The organism is Streptomyces sp. NBC_00435 (assembly GCF_036014235.1).
In the GTDB taxonomy this organism is placed as follows: domain Bacteria; phylum Actinomycetota; class Actinomycetes; order Streptomycetales; family Streptomycetaceae; genus Streptomyces.
On the sequence record NZ_CP107924.1, the window covers coordinates 687350 to 704269 of the forward strand.

A 16920-nucleotide genomic window follows, 5' to 3' on the forward strand; every position below is an offset into this window, starting at 1 on the left:
CGGCGGCCGGTACCGCGTCGGGTCCTACCTCGACCACGAGGGGAGGCGGAACCAGTGTTCGTCTCCGGGCGCCACCACGACGGCCTGTTCCCCGGGCAGCATGAGGGCCAGAGGGCCTTGGGCGGATGGCGGGACGGTGATGCCGAACCTGCCGGGGAGCAGCCGGACGTGGACACCGCGGTGTCCGCGGTGGCAGAGCGTGAAGGAGACGGGCTCGATCCCGTGCAGGGGGACGGGATCGACGTGGAGTCCTTCGGGGCCGGTCTCCAGGCCCGTGACACCGCGCTCCGCGAGGTCGAGGGTGCCGGCCATGGCGCCCAGGTGGATCCCCTCGCCGGTGGTGCCGCCCTGGATGTCCGTGGCGTCGCCGAGGAGTGCCTCCTCGCAGTACTTCCAGGCGTCCGGGTCCTTCTGCCGGGCCAGCACCCAGCCGTGGACGAGGCTGCTGAGCGTCGATCCGTGGCTGGTGCGCGGCAGGTAGTACGCGACGGTCGCCCGCCACACCGTGTCGTCGAGCCGGTAGCCGAGCCGGGCGAAGAGGCCGTACAGCTCGGCGGGCCGGAAGAGGTAGCCGAGCATGATCACGTCGGCCTGTTTCGACGCCTGGTAGCGGTTGACCGTATCGCCTTCGGCTTCCAGGATCCGGTCGAGCCGGCGTACGTCGCCGTACCGGGCACGGTAGGCCGCCCAGTCCAGCTCGGCCAGGTCTCCGTATCCCTCGAACTGGCTGATGACGCCCTGGTGGAACGGGACGTACAGGCGGCGGGACACCTCTTCCCAGTGCTCCAGCGCGCCGCGGTCCAGGTCGAGCCGGACGGTCAGCTCCCGCCGGCGTGCGGGTGGCAGCTCCGCGAGCAGTTCGAGTCCCTGCTGGATCACCCAGGCGGCCATCACGTTGGTGTAGGCGTTGTCGTCGATTCCGGGTTCGGTGGCCTGCGGATAGCCGTCGTGGTACTCGTCCGGGCCCAGCACGCCGCGGATGCGGTACCGCCCGCGTGCCGAGTCGTAGGCGGCGGCGCCGGCCCAGAAGCGGGCGATCTCCAGCAGGAGTTCCGCACCCGGGCCGTGCAGGAAGGCGGTGTCGCCGGTGGCCTGCCCGTACCGGCAGACGTTCAGCGCTATCGCGGAGCCGACGTGGCGCTGCAGGTGCGAGTGGTCGGGCAGCCAGCGCCCCGAGCGGGGATTGAGGTGCAGGGCCTGGCTCTCCTCCTGTCCCGAACTTCCGCTCTGCCAGGGGAACATCGCCCCGCTCTGCCCTGCCAGCCGGGCAGCGGTGCGGGCGGCCGGCAGCCGTCGGTGGCGGTACATGAGCAGGGCCCGCGCGACTTCGGGGAAGTGCAGGGTGACGTAGGGCAGGACGAAGAGCTCGTCCCAGAAGACGTGGCCCCGGTAGGCCTCGCCGTGGAGCCCCCGCGCGGGGACGCCGACGTCCAGCTCGGCGGTGTGCGGGGAGAGTGTCTGGAGCACGTGGAAGAGGTGCAGGCGAAGGATCCGGCCCGTCTCGCCCGAGACGCTCGACTCGCCTTGCTCCCAGAGCCGTTCCCAGGCCGCGTGCTGTGCCGCGAGCAGCGCCGGGAACCCGGGTGCCCCCGAGGCGTGTTCGATCGCGCGGGGCAGGAGCTCTCCGCCGGGCCTGTCGAGGGAGGTGTACAGGGCTGCGGTCTTCACCACGGTCGCGGATCGCCCGGCGGCCACGGGCAGTCTGAACGTCTGCGCCGTCCCGGCCGCGGAGCGGCTGGTCATGGTGGGTGCGCGAGGTCGGGTGACCGTCCTGACGGCAAGGGCGATCTCGGTGCGGGAGGAGGTGGTGCGGCAGGCGATCCACGCGACGCCGTGCGGTGCGAAGCCCGTCCGGTGGTCCGTGAGGTGGTGGCCGTCGAGCCCCCTGTAGCGTTCCACTCCCGCATTGGCCACGTCTCCGTCGAGCCCTGATTCCACTTCGACCAGGCCGCTCCATCCGTACGCGCGGAAGGTGGTCCGCTGGGCTGCGACGTAGGGGTCCCCCATGTGCACGATGCGGACGTGGGTGACGCCGAGGCCGCGGCCACGGTCGTCCTGGAAGTGCGTGTGCCGTGTGAGCGTCCCCCGGCGCAGGTCGAGCACCACCTTGTGGTGCAGCATCCCGGGGTCGTCGGGGGTCAGCCAGTCGCCCGGGAGTCCGTCCTCGGCTGTGCAGCGGTACCGCAGTGCCGTCCAGTTGGGCAGGTTGACCATGTCCTCGTTCTCGACCTGCTGTCCGGCCACCTGGGAGGTGAGCCGGTTGTAGCAGCCGGCGGCGTACGTGGCGGGATAGTGCACGGGGCCCGCCGGGGTCTCGGGGGCCGCGCCGCGCGTGGCGAACCTGCCGTTGCCCAGCGTGCACAGGGCTTCGACGAGGCGCTCCGTCCTGGGATCGTATTGCCCGTACTCCCACGTCCACGAGGCCGTCACTGTTCGGCCCCGCAGATGGTGTCGGCGACGGCGAGGAGTTCGGCGGCGACCAGGCCCGCCCCGCGTTCCCGCAGGGCCCGCGCGGTGGCGGGGCTCTTCGTCCGGTCGAGGCCGATGACGAGGCCGAAGTGGCCGCGCCGGCCGGCTTCGACCCCAGCGAGGGCGTCCTCCACCACCGCGCAGCGGGCGGGGTCCGCTCCGAGCCGTGCGGCCGCCTCGAGGAACAGGGCGGGGTCCGGCTTGCCCGCCAGCCCCAGTTCGGCAGCGTCCGTACCGTCCACCACGGCGTCGAAGCAGGTCAGGAGGGAGGCTGATCCGAGGAGCGGCCGGGCGTGCCGGGAGGCCGATACGGCGGCGCAGCACACGCCGTGCGCCCGCAGCCGGGCGAGCGCCGGGGCGACGTCGGCGAAGGCCTCGACGGCCCCGGACCGCAGCGTGCGTACGAACGCCGTCTCCTTGCGCGCGGCGACCGCCCAGACCGTGTCGTCCCCCGGTGCGCTGTCGGGGCTGCCGGTCGGCAGGTCCATGCCACGGGACTGGAGGAAGGAGTTCGCCCCGTCCAGCCGGGGCTTGCCGTCCACCCACTCGCGGTAGTCACGGTCCGCGTCGAAGGGTGGCTGCCGCCCCTTCCCGGACGAGGCCCAGGCGTCCAGACAGCTGTCGAAGGCGGTCTTCCAGGCCGCGGCGTGCAGCCGTGCCGAGTCGAGCAGTACCCCGTCGGTGTCGAAGACGACGGCACGCGGGGCGCTCACCCGGATCCCACACGGCGGCCGGTGATCCGGGTGGGGGCCACGGACATCCAGTGCGTACGGGGTCCGCCGGCCCAGGGGAGGGAGCGGGCGACGGAGGAGAGGTGGCTGACTCGCTCCCCGTCCGTGACGCCGGACAGCTCGCCGACGGCCATGACGCTCCAGCCCGCGCGCATCGCGTCGTCGATGTGGTCCACCTCGAAGGCGACCTCGGTCCCGGACGCGTCGGCGAGCCGCGAGTCGGCCGCCGTGCGGAACGCGATCTCGTTTCCCACGACGACGTAGTTGACGGGGAAGACGGCAAGTCCTTCCATGCCGGAGAACCCGACGCGGCCGATGCCGTGGGTGGAGAGCAGGCGCAGGCACTCGGCCTCGCTCAGCACCGTCGACTCGGAACCGCGCATCGCGGTGCCCATACCGGGGGGACTTTCGGTCGTTCTCCCGGTCAGTTCGGCGACGGTAGTCCCCAGCCCGTCCGCGAGGCCCACGAGCATGCCCATGCTGGGCGCCGCCGCCCGCTCCTCCACGTAGGCGATGTACGACGCGGCTGCCCCGCAGCGTTCCCCGAGTTCCTCACGCGTGATTCCCAGCTCTTCGCGGCGGGCGCTCACTCGTCGTCCGAGGTCGCCACGGGCAGCCGGAACCTTGATCGGGGACGCGTCTGCCGTTGTCTCTCCCATGATCGTCACACCCTTGCGGTTCGTATCCGGTACAGGAACTTGGCGACGCGCTGGGCGTCAACCTCAGGCTGTACCCGCTACCGGTGTACGCACAGGGCCGGACGGTCCCCTGCCGGGGCCTGTCAGTCCCCTTCTGGAACCAGTCGGCGGTGGAGTTCCGTGGTCATCGCGTGGATGGCACGGGTCAGTTCCGTATTGGTCTTCAGTTCCAGCTCCTGCTCGACGAAATCGTGGTCGGCCTTCGCCTGCTGGAACGCTGCCTGCCGGTTCTGGCCGATCATCACGAACGTCGACAGGAAGATCGCCTCCAGGGAGACGACGAGCGTCAGCATCGGCCAGGGATTGGCCTCCACGAACAGCATCCAGAGGGTGAAGCCGATCGCGTGGAGATAGACGAACGGCATGGAGCCGGCGAACCTCGTGATCGCGTCGGCGACGCGCAGCTGGACATCGGCGGCCCGGCTCGTACGGTGTGCGACGACAACCGGATGATGCCGCGACTCGGCCTCGGTTCCGTTCACCTGCCTGCCTCCCCCGGGGACGAACACCCCTGACACGGTTCCGTGCCCCGCATCGTCTCAAACGCTCGACCGTTCCCGGCCTACCGCCAGGACACGCCGCCGGCCGGGGCGACGTCACCCGGCAAGGACCCGACCGCCCACACTCCACCGCCGGCCGGTGGCGCAGAAGGGCCGACCGGCCCCATGTGGGGGCCGGTCCTCCCCTTCCCGCGTTCGGCCCCGTGGGGGCACGGTTCAGGCGTCGGCTCAACCGGCGCAGGCCCCGGCCCGCGGTTCGAAGGAGTGCTCATGACCACGTACCGGATCGCGGAGCTGGACGCCCACTGGCGTGCCGCGAACTATCTGGCCGCCGGCCAGATCTACCTCCTGGACAACCCACTGCTCACGGAACCCCTGCGGCCGGAGCACATCAAGCCCAGGCTGCTCGGCCACTGGGGCACGGCGCCCGGCCTGAACCTCGTCCACACCCACCTGAACCGGGTGATCAAGGAGCGTTCCCTCGAGGCCCTGTGCGTCTGGGGACCGGGCCACGGCGGCGCGGCCGTCCTCGCCAACTCCTGGCTGGAGGGCACGTACACCGAGACCTGGCCGGACATCGGCCGGGACGCGGACGGGATGCGCAAGCTGTTCCGTCAGTTCTCCTTCCCGGGCGGCGTGCCGAGTCACGTGGCGCCGGAGACACCGGGCTCCATCCACGAGGGCGGCGAGCTCGGCTACTCACTGGCCCACGCGTACGGGGCCGCCTTCGACCATCCCGGCCTGCTCGTCGCCTGTGTCATCGGCGACGGCGAGGCGGAGACGGGGCCGCTGGCCGCCTCCTGGCACTCCAACAAGTTCCTGGACCCGGTCCACGACGGCGCCGTCCTGCCGATCCTGCACCTCAACGGGTACAAGATCGCCAACCCCACCCTGCTGTCGCGGATCCCGGAGCAGGAGCTCGACGCGTTGTTGCGCGGCTACGGGCACGACCCCCTCTACGTCAGCGGCAGTGACCCCGCACTCGTCCACTCGGCCATGGCCGGGGCGCTGGACCAGGCACTGGACCGCATCCACGCCATCCAGCGGGAAGCGCGGGCCGCAGGCACGGATCCGGGTGGCGGGCGGGCACGCTGGCCGATGATCGTCCTGCGGACCCCCAAGGGCTGGACGGGTCCCGCGACCGTCGACGGGCAACCCGTCGAGGGCACCTGGCGCGCGCACCAGGTGCCGCTCGCAGGGGTCCGCGAGGACCCCGGACACCTGAGGCAGCTGGAGAGCTGGATGCGGTCGTACCGGCCGGAGGAGCTCTTCGGCGTCGATGGCCGCCCGGCCCCCGCCGTACTGGCCTGCGTACCGGAGGGTGAGCGCCGCCTGGGCGCGAGCCCGTACGCCAACGGCGGTCGGCTGCTGCGCCCGCTCCCGCTGCCCGGGGCCGACGGGTGGGCCGTCCCCGTGGACAAGCCCGGAAGCACCCTGCACGAGCCCACCCGGGTCCTGGGCCGCTACCTCGCGCAGGTCATGCGGGCGACGGCGGGACGGCGGGACTTCCGGGTCGTCGGACCGGACGAGACGGCGAGCAACCACCTCGACGACCTGTACCAGGTGACGGGCAAGGCCTGGCAGGGCCTGACGGAACCCACCGATCAGAACCTGTCCCGGGAGGGCCGGGTCATGGAGATCCTTTCCGAGCACGTGTGCCAGGGCTGGCTGGAGGGGTACCTCCTGACCGGCCGGCACGGCCTGTTCTCCACGTACGAGGCCTTCGCCCACATCGTCGACTCCATGGTCGGCCAGCACATCAAATGGCTGAGGAGCTCGCGCGAGCTGAGCTGGCGCGCGCCCATCGCCTCCCTGAACTACCTGCTGACCTCGCACGTCTGGCGCCAGGACAGCAACGGCTTCTCCCACCAGGATCCCGGATTCGTCGACCACGTCCTCACCAAGAGCCCTGAGGTCGTACGCGTCTACCTGCCGCCGGACGCCAACACCCTCCTCGTGGTGGCCGAGCACGCGCTGCGCAGCCGTGACCGGGTGAACGTGATCGTCGCGGGCAAACAGCCCTGCTTCGACTGGCTGCCCATCGGGGAGGCCCGCGCGCACGTGGCCCGCGGCGCCGGCGTCTGGGAGTGGGCGGGGACCGACCACGGCTCCCGCGAGCCGGACGTCGTGCTCGCCTGCGCCGGCGACGTACCCACCATGGAGGTCCTGGCCGCCTCGGCCCTGCTCCGCGAGCACCTCCCCTGGCTGGCCGTCCGGGTCGTCAACGTCGTGGACATCACCCGGCTGATGCCCCACGAGGAGCACCCGCACGGCATGACCGACACCGAGTACGACGCCCTCTTCACCACCGACCGGCCGGTGGTCTTCGCCTACCACGGCTACCCGTGGCTCATCCACCGCCTCGCCTACCGCCGGACCGGCCATCCGAACCTGCACGTGCGCGGCTACAAGGAGTCCGGCACGACCACCACCCCCTTCGACATGGTCGTGCGCAACGACCTCGACCGCTACCGGCTCGTCATGGACGTCATCGACCGAGTCCCCGGCCTCGCCGGCCGCGCCGAGGGACTGCGCCAGAGCATGTTCGACCAGCGGATCCGCCACCACGACTGGATCCGCGTCCACGGAACCGACCTGCCGGAGGTCGCCGACTGGTCCTGGCCCTACTGATCGTTCCGCCCGGGGCGTACAGGTGGGCCGCCCGGGGCCGGGGAGGGTACCGAACGGCCCTTCCCGGCCCGGCCACCACCGGCGGAGGCTGGAGGAGCACCCGAACGGAGAACCGCCATGAGCACTTCCGCCATTCACCGGCTCACCTCCTCCCCCGACCGTTTCACCCGCGCCCTGTCCCCCGAGCAACGCGCGGACCTGCTGGCCCTGTCCCACGAGGCGAACTTCCCCGCCGGCACACGCCTGTTCAACCAGGGCGGCCACGCGGGCCGGTTCTGGGTCGTCCGATCGGGCAGCGTCGGCATGGACGTGCATGTACCCGGCCGGCACGCCGCGGTGGTCGAGACGGTCGGAACCGGCGAGCTCGTCGGCTGGTCCTGGCTGTTCCGTCCCTACACCTGGCACTTCGGCGCCGAGGCATTGACGCCGGTGCGCACCGACGAGTTCGACGCCGCCGCCGTGCGCGCGCTGATGGAGACGGATCCCGCGCTCGCCACCTCGATGTGGCACTGGGTGGGTCAGGTACTCGTCCACCGGCTCGTCTCCGCCCAGATCCGGCTCCTCGACCTGTACGCGCCCCACGGCAGCGGAAGCGTCGTCTGAGACGATTGAACCCAGACGTGTCCCGACCCGAGGGTGTGGCGTGGATGTCCGATGCACCAGCTGCCGCCCCGGCTCCCACCCGGGTGTTCCTCCTCGACGACCACGAGGTCGTCCGCCGGGGTCTCCACGATCTCCTGGATGCAGAGCCCGACATCGAGGTGGTCGGCGAGGCCGCGACCGCCGCGCAGGCCTTGGCCCGCGGGCCCGCCCTGCGGCCGGACGTGGCGGTGCTCGACGTACGGCTGCCCGACAGCGACGGCATCAGCGTCTGCCGCGAGCTGCGCTCGCGCATGCCGGATCTCGCCTGTCTCATGCTGACGTCCTTCGACGACGAGGACGCCCTCCTCGACGCGATCATGGCCGGCGCCGCCGGGTACGTACTCAAGCAGATCAAGGGCTCCGACCTGCTCGCGGCCATCCGGACGGTCGCGACGGGCCAGTCGATGCTCGATCCGGCGACCACCGCGCGCCTGATGAGCTCGCTCCGGGACCCGACGGCCGGGAAGCCGTCCGGGGACCTGCGGCTGACGGTCCTCTCCGAGCGCGAGCGAGCCGTGCTCGAGCTGATCGGCGAGGGCCTCACCAATCGCCAGATCGGCAAACGGCTCTTCCTCTCCGAGAAGACGGTCAAGAACCACATCTCACGGCTGCTCGCCAAGCTCGGGGTCGAACGCCGCGTCCAGGCGGCCGTCATCGCCGCCGAGGTCCGCGAGCACGACGAAACCGGCCGCTGAGGCTCTTGCTCACCGGGGAGGACCGAGCGGAACCCGCCAGTCCAGGCGGGTTCCGCCGCTGTCCGGGCGCGGTGAGACGGACAGTCCGCCCCCGCGGGCCTCGGCGCGCTCCGCGAGGTTGCGCAGACCGCTCCGACGGCCACCGTCCGCGAAACCCACGCCGTCGTCACTCACCGTAACGGTCAGCACGCCGTCGGCCAGGACGATCGCGGCCTCCGCCCGCGCCGCCCGCGCGTGCCGGGCCACGTTGGTCAGGGCCTCCCCGAGCACGGCCACCACGTCGTCGGCGACGGGCACCGGCACATCGGTGTCGATCAGCCCCTCCATGCGCAGAGCGGGCGCGAACCCGAGCACCGCCGCCGCCTCGCCCACGGCCCGTACCGCGCGGACCCGGAGTCTGGGGGTGCCGCCCGCCGCCTCGTGGTCGCGGAGTCCGAAGATCGTCGTACGGATGATCTTGATCGTCTCGTCCAGGTCGTCGATCGACCGGCTCAGCCGCTCGGACGCCTCGGGGTGCTCCACGAAGCGCTGGGCGCTCTGCAGCGTCATCCCTGTCGCGAAGAGCCGCTGGATCGCGAGGTCGTGCAGGTCGCGGGCGATCCGGTCACGGTCCGCGAGCAGGCTCACCTGCTCGCTGTCCCGGCGCCGGTCGGCCAGCTCCAGCGCCAGGGCCGCCTGGCCCGCGAAGCCGGGGAGCGGAGCGACCTCGGCCGGGGTGAACGAGGGCAGCCCGCCGCCCCGCGCGAGCATCAGCACCCCCCGGAGCTTCGCCTTGGTACCCACCGTGACGGCCACGGCCGGCCCGAAGCCCGTCCAGACGTCCGGTTGCGCCGCGACCCTGGCGTCCGTGGCCACATCGGCCAGGGTGACCAGTCCGTCCGGCGCCTGGACGACGGCGGCCAGGATCCCCTCGCTGCCGGGCAGCACGATCCCGCGGTGCGCTTCGGCACCCGCGCCCAGGGCCAGCGACCCGCGCAGCTCGCCGCTGGGCCCCACCTGGTAGAAGACGCACATCTCGGCGGAGATGATGTCCCGGGCCCGCTCGAGCATCCCCTCCAGTACCTCGATCTCGGAGGAGCCGGACAGCAGTGCGCTCGTGAAGTCGGAGCTGGCCGCCAGCCAGCGCTCCCGGAGCCGGACCTCCTCGTACAGGCGGGCGTTGTCCACGGCTACGCCGGCGGCGACCGCGAGGGTGGACAGGAACCCTTCGTCCTCCGCGTCGAAGCCCTTCCCGCCCCGCTTCCCCGCCAGGTAGAGATTGCCGAACACCTCGTCCCGGACCCGGATCGGCACGCCGAGGAAGGAGCGCATCCGCGGGTGGTGCTCCGGGAAACCGGCGGAGGCCGCATGCTCGGAGAGGTCTCCCAGGCGCAGCGGCCGCGGGTGCCTGATCAGCTCGCCCAGCAGTCCGTGTCCGGTGGGCAGGGTCCCGATCCGCGCCCGGAGCCCGTCGCTGATGCCCACCGGGAGGAACTCGGCGAGTTTCTCGTCGTCCCCCACCACGCCCAGCGCGCCGTACTCCGCGTCCACGAGGACGACCGCGGCCTCCACTATCCCCCGCAGCACCTGGGCCAGGTCCAGCTCCTGGCCCAGCGACATGACCGCTTCCAGGAGCCCCTTCAGCCGGTCACGGGTATCGCGCGCGTCGGTGACCTGCGCCCGGAGCGCGTCGAGCCCCGGCTGCGGCATCCGACTCGCCGACGAATCTCGATCGTCCCCGATCATGGACACCTCCGGCGGCGGCGAGGGGCTCTGCGCGTCCGCCCGGCCTTCAGCGTAGCCCTCCGCCCGCCGGCCGGTGGCGACCGGAACCACTAGGGACCCGCCACGCCGCGCGCCACCGCGTCGACGGCACACCGCCGAGGACCGGTCAGTCCCCGTACAGGCCCGTTCGGCCCTCGCCCAAGGGGCCGCCGCGGCGGATGGTGGCAGGTGAGGGCCCGTCGCGAGACGGATCCGCCGGCCGACGCCGACAGGAGGGCCGCAGATGAAGCACGCCAAGGTCGGCTTCCTGATGACCGACGAGGTCGTCTCGGTCCTCGGGAGGGTTCCGTTCGCGGACGTGGCCTCGCTGCTCCTCGAGCACGACTTCGGCGGAGTGCCGGTCGTGGACGAGGACGATCGCGTCATCGGGGTGGTCTCGCGGACCGATCTGCTCGCCCACGGCCGCCCCACCGCCCAGGACCTGATGTCGGCGCCGGCCGTCACGGTCCACGGCGAACAGACGGTCACCGAGGCCGCGCGCCTCATGGCCCGCTGCGGCGTGGCGCGGCTGCCCGTCGTCGACGACGAGGACCGGCTGGTCGGCATCGTGACACGACGGGACCTGCTGCGCGTGTTCCTGCGCCCGGACCACGAGATAAGCCGGGTACTGGCCGAGGACGTGCTCGCGGACACGATGGGCGTCGCCGCCGGTGCGGTGAGCGTGCGTGTCGTGGACGGGGTCGTCACCCTGGACGGCCGGCTGCCCCGGAGCAGCCAGATTCCCGTCGCGCTGCGACTCGCCGGGCAGTTGGACGGTGTGGTGACGGTCATCGACCGGCTCACGGCCCGCTTCCACGACACCCGCACTGCTCCGCCGGGCCACAGCGCCGGGGACGTTCCCCGCTGATCCGGGATGTGGACCGTTCGGCCCCTGCCCGCCCCGCCCGCACCGCGTGACCATGGAAACGAGGCAGGCTCGCCGCATCCGGTCGTACCGGTACGGAGCCCTGCGGACGGATCCGGGTCATCCCCCCGCTCCGCCACCGCACTTCGCGAGGAGCGTCTTCATGGAAGTCCTGATCTACGCGCTGATCGCCATGGCCGTGGTTGCCCTGATCGGGCTGCCGATGGCCCTGAAGATCGTCAAACAGTACGAGCAGGGCGTGCTGTTCCGGTTCGGCCGGCTCATCGGGACCCGTGCGCCGGGTCTGCGGGTCATCGTGCCGTTCGCGGACGTCCTGCACCGGGTGTCCTTGCGGATCGTCACCATGCCCATCCAGTCCCAGGGCATCATCACCCGGGACAACGTCAGCGTCGACGTCTCCGCGGTCGCCTACTTCCGCGTCGTCGACGCCGTGAAGTCGGTCGTCGCGATCGAGAACGTGGGCGCGGCCATCAATCAGATCGCCCAGACCACCCTGCGCAAGGTCGTCGGCCAGCACACCCTCGACGAGACCCTGTCGGAGACCGATCGCATCAACCTGGGCATCCGCGAGATCCTCGATGTCACCACCGCCGAATGGGGCGTCGAGGTCACCCTGGTCGAGCTGAAGGACATCCAGCTGCCCGACAGCATGAAGCGCGCGATGGCCCGCCAGGCCGAGGCCGAACGGGAGAAGAGAGCGAAGATCATCAACGCGGAGGGCGAATCGATGGCCGCCGCCGCGCTCGGCGACGCCTCCGACACGATGATGGCCCACCCCCTCGCCCTGCAACTGCGCAACCTGCAGAGCCTCGTGGAGATCGGCGTCGACAAGAACACCACCGTGGTCTTCCCCGCACCGCTCATGAGTACCATCGGCGAACTCGGCGCCTTCCTCGCCCGGGAGACCGCGGCCGCGACCGCCGCCGGTCCGGTCCAGGCAGCGCCCGTCACGGACCTCGCCGCGAAGATCCCCGCCCCGCCTCTGGCCAACGGAGCGGCCAAGACCGTGTGACGACTCCCTGCTCACCGACCGGCCCCCCGTCGGCACCGGGGTGACGGGGGCGCCGGGGACGTCATGACTTCTGGACGCGCGACGGGTTCGACAGGGCCAGGTCGTCGTGGCGGATCCCGCCCAGCACGACCTTCAGCGCGCCCGTCTCACCGGCGCGGGAGAACACCTCGTACGCCTCCTCCATCTGCCCCAGCCCGAAACGGTGGCTGATCAGCGACGAGGCCGGCAGCCTTCCGGCCGCCAGCATGCGCAGCAGCATCGGCGTGGAGCGGGTGTCCACGAGCCCGGTGGTGATGGTGACGTCCTTGATCCACAGGTCTTCGAGGTGCAGGGTCGCGGGTTTTCCGTGGACGCCGATGTTCGCGACCCGGCCGCCCGGGCGCACCATGCGCGTACACATCTCGAAGGTCTCGGGCACGCCGACGGCCTCCATGGCGACGTCCGCGCCGAGTCCGTCGGTCAGGTCGCCCACCAGCATTTCCGGTTCCTCGGCGGCGTTCACGACCGCGTCCGCCCCCAGCTCGCGCGCCTTGGCCAGCCGGGACGGCGCGAGGTCCACGGCGATGATGCGGGCCGGCGAGTAGAGCCGGGCCGTGGCGACGGCCGCGAGTCCCACGGGGCCGGCGCCGACCACGACGACGGTGTCCCCCGGCCGCACGTTGCCGTTCAGCACTCCCACCTCGTAGGAGGTCGGGAAGATGTCCGCGAGCAGGACGGCCTCGGCGCTGTCGACCGCGCTCGGCAGCGGATGCACGGACAGGTCGGCGAACGGCACCCGGACGTATTCGGCCTGGGTGCCGTCGATGCTGTGGCCGAGCACCCACCCACCGCCGCCGCGGCACTGTCCGTAGCGGCTCTCACGGCAGAAGCGGCACCGGCCGCACGAGGAGATGCAGGAGACGAGCACCCGGTCACCGGGCCGCAGCGAGCGGACGTCGCCACCGCTCTCCACCACCGTGCCCACGGCCTCGTGTCCGAGCACCCGGCCGGGAACCACCTCCGGCAGGTCACCCTTGACGATGTGCAGGTCCGTACCGCAGATGCTCACCGCGTCGACGCGCACGATCACGTCGCCGGGATCCTTGATGCCCGGATCCGGCACCTCCTGCCACGCGGTGCGCCCCGGTCCCTGAAAGACGAGTGCCTTCACGTCGCCACCTCCCGCTGCTCTCCGTGCTCCGGCAAAGGACAACTCATCGTGTCCCCGCCCCCCGTTCACGGACAGGGCCGGACGGTCCCGCACCGGGGCCCGACAGGCCCGTCCGGCACGCGCTGCTCGATCCGTTCGCGCTCAGTCAGAAATACCTGGTCAGAACGGCCTTTGATCTCCGTACCGGAGTACGGTGGAGATACCGGGAGTACTTCGCGCATCAGATGCAACTCAGGTGTCGTTTCCGGCGATCAATACGCCGGGTCGCCGAACCGCGGGCGCCCCGGAGACAGGTCTCCCTCATGACCGTCATCCTGGAACGCACGGCAGCCGCGCCACCTCCTGCCGCCGATCCTCCTCGCCCCGCGCGCCTGTCCCTCACTCCGTCGACCGCCCTCGCCGGTCAGCTGGACGGCGCCTGGTGGCCCCGCTCCCGTGACCTCATGGCCGAACTCCCCGCACTGGCCGCCGCCTTGGACGAACCCTGGGGGCGGATCACGCGCGTCACCGTGAACCCCGCCCGCTGGCCGGTCATCCCCCACACGGTTCCCGTGGCAGGGCGCACCGTGCACGTGGGCTGGTTCACCGAGCAGGACCCCGACAAACTGATCCTGCTCTCCTACACCGTCGGCCGCTGGGACCTCCTCGTGGTCCCGCCCGAGACCGCGCCCGCCGCCGCGTCCCGCCTGATGGCCGCCGCGGCCGTCCCGGGCAGCGTCCTCACCGCCCGCGCGCTGATCGCCGCAGAAGCCGTGATCGGCAGACGGCCCGAGCTGCGCAACCGCGAGGACGCCTGGGAGAGCGAGGGCGGGGCGCGCGCGTCCGACATCGGCTCCCTGGCCAGACACCCGGTCGGACCGCTCTCCGTCGGCGCCTGGTGGTGAGCCGACCAGCACCTGACCCGGCCGCTACGGGCCAGGCGGACGGATGAGTCGGGCGAAGACGGCGGTGACGGCGGCGGCCCGCTCGCACACCACCGTCCGGGCCGGAGCGGGGCGCCCGGACCCGCGCCCCGCCCAGTGGTGGGTCCGGGTCAGCCGCACTGCAAGCCGGTCTGGGCGCTCACGACGGCCGAGTCGAGCTTCTGCAGGTCCGGGGTGAGCTTGCTCAGGGCAGCGGCGCCGGTGGTGTCGCCGGGCAGATCGTCGTAGGTCTTCTTCACGGCGTTGGCCGCGGACTTGACCGCGTCCTTCTGCGCGGCGTTGAACTGCGCGGTGGACTCGGCGACGGTCTTCCAGTCGTCCTGGACGGCCTTGTGCGCGTCCTTGATCTGGTCCTTGGTGGCGGTCGCCGGGTCGAGCGTACGCAACTTCGCGTTGTCGGCCTTGAGTTCGGTCAGACTGCTGCACAGCTCCTGGGTCGCGTCGTCGGTGGGCCCGGCGGCGGAAGCCGAGGCTGCCCCTCCGGCCACGAGAAGCGCTGCGGCGGCCGTGCTCACGGCCGTGGCGAGAAGTCGGTTCATCTGCGATGCACCCCTTCAGGGAAGACGCCCCCCGGTTGATCCCCCACTCGTACCAAGCTGGCACAGGGCCACCGGGCCCGCATCCGCACACCGCACCCCCACCCCACCGGAACTCGGGATGAAACCGCAGGTCAGCCTGGGTTCTCAGCTCCCCTGCGGGCCTTGGGTCGCGCCGCGTGGGCGAGGACGGTCTGCTTCGTCCTGTCCGGCCCTACGGTGTCCAGCTGCTCCCAGTCGTCCACGGCCTGCTCCGGGCCTTGAGCCGTGCGGCGACCAGGTCCGGCGTGGCGGGCCGAATCCCTGGGCGCGGACCGATGGATGTTGTAGGCGTCGATCACCGACCGCACCACTGCCCTGGCCCGCCCCTCGTCCCCACCTGGCTGGCGGCCACCCCCTTCGGCCGCCTCACGTACTGGGTCGGACATTGTCCGCGACGGCCCCTCACCAGCCCCTGTCTGGACATGTGTCAGGTGGTGCGGGGTCCCCGGAGCGGTGTGCCCGCGTGGTGGAGGCTGGCGAGGGACTGCCTGTACGAGGCCATCAGGCCGACTTCCAGATAGCTGATCCCGAGCTCCTCGCAGTGGCCGCGGACAATGCTCCGTGCCTTGCGGAGGTGCGGGCTGGGCATGCTGGGAAAGAGGTGGTGCTCGATCTGATGGTTCAGTCCGCCGAGGACGACGTCGGTGAGCCTGCCGCCTCGGACATTGCGCGAGGTCAGCACCTGGCGGCGCAGGTAGTCGGTCCTGTCCGAGCCCCGCAGGGTCGGCATGCCCTTGTGGTTGGGGGCGAAGATGGAGCCGAGGTAGATGCCGAAGAGGGCCTGGTGGACCACGAGGAAGGCGATCGCCTTGGCCGGCGGCAGCACCAGGAACAGGGCACCGAGGTAGGCGAGAACGTGCGCGAAGAGGAGGGTTCCTTCCCAGACCCGGTTCTTGAGCGACTTGTCCGCCAGTGACCGGATCGCGGACAGGTGGAGGTGGAACCCTTCCAGGGTGAGGAGGGGGAGGAACAGGAATGCCTGGAAGCGACCGAGGAACCGGGGCAGACCTCGTGCGGCGAGTGCTTGGTCCTGTGTCCAGACCAGGAACGTCGGAGCGATGTCGGGGTCGAGGTCCTCGTTGTTGGGATTGGCGTGATGGCGGGAGTGCTTGTCCTGCCACCAGCCGTATCCCAGGCAGATGCCGAGGTTCCCCGCGAGGCGTCCGGAGACCTCGGTGGCCTTCCGCAGTCGGAAGACCTGCCGGTGCGCGATGTCGTGCGCCAGAAGGCCGACCTGCCCGAACACGAAGGCGAGGAAGGCGGCGACGAGCAACGTCCACCAGCTGTCGCCGATCAGGACGAACGCCACCCAGCCACAGATGTAGAGCACCGTCACGATGGTGATGCGCACGGCGTAGTGCGCCGGGCTGCGGTCCATCAGTCCGGCGGCCTGGACCTTTCTGGTGAGGCGGGCGAAGTCGCTCCCCGTTTCCACCCCTGTGGGTGAGGGGTCCATCGGCTCTGGTGAAAGCATGATCGGAGGTCACCTTCCGTGATGGACGGTCGCCGGACCGTGGCCGTCCCGATACGGGGACGCCCCCCTTCACTCATATGTTCCACCCGGATTCAGGGGTTCGGGTGACCGATGACCTCCTCGGTCACCCGCCCGTCACGGACCGTGACGGTCGCTTCCGGCCGACGTGACGGCCCGCGGGCTGGCGGGCAGTGGGGAGCGGGGCCGTACGGGGCATTCCGCTCGTCCGGACGGTGCTCGTCCTGGAGCGTTGGACGACCGCGCCCCTCCCCCACCGCCTGGCGTCGGCCCCGGCGATCCCTGGCCGGCGACGATCGCGCGGGGATCACGTGGGGATCGCGTGGGGGTGTCGTCCACTGCCGGAGGTCTTGATGGCGGGACTCGGCGGCTTCTCCACCCCGCTGGGTGTGGCGATCGGGACGAGGACCGTGGGTGACACCCCGACCGGCCTGACGCTGAAGGCGGAGCGGGACATGAAGGCGGAAGGCCCGGCGGGCACCACCGCCCACCCCGGTCCCGGTCTGCGGGTCCGGCTGGCCAGCGCCGGCGAACCCTTGGAGGGCAAGGGCATCGTCTTCTCCAGCCACTCGGACGCGCTGTGCATGAAGCCGACCGACGGTGGGGGCCGGGTCACCTGCCCGATGCCCAACAGGCGGACCGTCAAGGCCTGTTACACCGCCACCTTCCTCGGCGACCGCACGTACGCGCCGGCCACCGCGACCGTCTGCACGAAGAAGGGCCGGGGCACCACGCGGTCACGGCAGTATTGACGCGGGATGCGCGGGCCG

Annotated in this window: 15 protein-coding genes; 7 read left to right on the forward strand and 8 right to left on the reverse strand. The window is 71.4% G+C overall.

The genetic code is table 11. The features are described 5' to 3' along the window. Positions 1–24: 24 nt before the first annotated feature. The 4 genes from OG389_RS03045 to OG389_RS03060 all read right to left on the reverse strand — a co-directional run bounded on the left by OG389_RS03045 (position 25) and on the right by OG389_RS03060 (position 4380). A complete protein-coding gene (locus OG389_RS03045; protein ID WP_328296888.1) occupies positions 25–2430 on the reverse strand; it encodes a glycoside hydrolase family 65 protein in 2406 nt (801 codons plus the stop codon). Next, positions 2427–3182, reverse strand: a complete 756-nt coding sequence (locus OG389_RS03050) for an HAD-IA family hydrolase (protein ID WP_328296889.1) — start codon at positions 3180–3182, stop codon at positions 2427–2429. The genes OG389_RS03045 and OG389_RS03050 overlap by 4 nt, the downstream gene beginning before the upstream one ends. Beyond that, positions 3179–3859: a helix-turn-helix domain-containing protein gene (locus OG389_RS03055; RefSeq protein WP_328296890.1), complete on the reverse strand. Its 681-nt coding sequence runs from the start codon at positions 3857–3859 to the stop codon at positions 3179–3181. Before OG389_RS03055 ends, OG389_RS03050 begins: the two co-directional genes overlap by 4 nt. A 122-nt stretch (positions 3860–3981) precedes the next feature. Further along, entirely contained in the window at positions 3982–4380 is a 399-nt protein-coding gene (locus OG389_RS03060; RefSeq protein WP_328296891.1) for a DUF1003 domain-containing protein, read from the reverse strand. 288 nt (positions 4381–4668) lie between these two features. Here OG389_RS03060 and OG389_RS03065 point away from each other — a divergent pair, with 288 nt between their 5' ends. The 3 genes from OG389_RS03065 (at position 4669) to OG389_RS03075 (ending at position 8366) form a co-directional block, all read left to right on the forward strand. Then, entirely contained in the window at positions 4669–7029 is a 2361-nt protein-coding gene (locus tag OG389_RS03065) for a phosphoketolase family protein (protein ID WP_328296892.1), read from the forward strand. Positions 7030–7146: 117 nt separating this feature from the next. Next, positions 7147–7632, forward strand: coding sequence for a Crp/Fnr family transcriptional regulator (locus OG389_RS03070; protein ID WP_328296893.1), 486 nt, complete (start codon positions 7147–7149; stop codon positions 7630–7632). Between the two features lie 44 nt (positions 7633–7676). Next, complete coding sequence (locus tag OG389_RS03075) at positions 7677–8366, forward strand: response regulator transcription factor (RefSeq protein ID WP_328296894.1); 690 nt, start codon at positions 7677–7679, stop codon at positions 8364–8366. A 9-nt stretch (positions 8367–8375) separates the two neighbouring features. On the opposite strand, the gene OG389_RS03080 is transcribed toward OG389_RS03075, so the two are convergent. Then, complete coding sequence (locus tag OG389_RS03080; RefSeq protein WP_328296895.1) at positions 8376–10091, reverse strand: sensor histidine kinase; 1716 nt, start codon at positions 10089–10091, stop codon at positions 8376–8378. 262 nt (positions 10092–10353) lie between these two features. Between OG389_RS03080 and OG389_RS03085 the strand changes: the two genes are divergently transcribed. Together OG389_RS03085 and OG389_RS03090 are read left to right on the forward strand one after the other, a co-directional pair. Beyond that, a complete protein-coding gene (locus tag OG389_RS03085) occupies positions 10354–10977 on the forward strand; it encodes a CBS domain-containing protein (protein WP_328296896.1) in 624 nt (207 codons plus the stop codon). 160 nt (positions 10978–11137) lie between these two features. Further along, entirely contained in the window at positions 11138–12007 is an 870-nt protein-coding gene (locus OG389_RS03090; protein WP_328296897.1) for a slipin family protein, read from the forward strand. 61 nt (positions 12008–12068) lie between these two features. Here the strand turns inward: OG389_RS03090 and OG389_RS03095 are convergent, their stop codons facing one another. Beyond that, a complete protein-coding gene (locus tag OG389_RS03095) occupies positions 12069–13157 on the reverse strand; it encodes a zinc-dependent alcohol dehydrogenase family protein (RefSeq protein WP_328296898.1) in 1089 nt (362 codons plus the stop codon). A gap of 302 nt (positions 13158–13459) precedes the next feature. Here OG389_RS03095 and OG389_RS03100 point away from each other — a divergent pair, with 302 nt between their 5' ends. After that, positions 13460–14041, forward strand: a complete 582-nt coding sequence (locus OG389_RS03100; protein WP_328296899.1) for a DUF5994 family protein — start codon at positions 13460–13462, stop codon at positions 14039–14041. A gap of 149 nt (positions 14042–14190) precedes the next feature. Here OG389_RS03100 and OG389_RS03105 read toward each other — a convergent pair whose 3' ends face one another. Both OG389_RS03105 and OG389_RS03110 read right to left on the reverse strand, forming a co-directional pair. Then, entirely contained in the window at positions 14191–14619 is a 429-nt protein-coding gene (locus tag OG389_RS03105; RefSeq protein ID WP_328296900.1) for a hypothetical protein, read from the reverse strand. A 466-nt stretch (positions 14620–15085) separates the two neighbouring features. Continuing rightward, positions 15086–16132 carry a fatty acid desaturase family protein gene (locus OG389_RS03110; protein WP_328296901.1) on the reverse strand — a complete coding sequence of 349 codons (1047 nt, stop codon included), beginning with the start codon at positions 16130–16132 and terminating at the stop codon, positions 15086–15088. A 371-nt stretch (positions 16133–16503) separates the two neighbouring features. Here OG389_RS03110 and OG389_RS03115 point away from each other — a divergent pair, with 371 nt between their 5' ends. Continuing rightward, entirely contained in the window at positions 16504–16902 is a 399-nt protein-coding gene (locus OG389_RS03115; protein ID WP_328296902.1) for a hypothetical protein, read from the forward strand. Positions 16903–16920 lie beyond the last annotated feature (18 nt).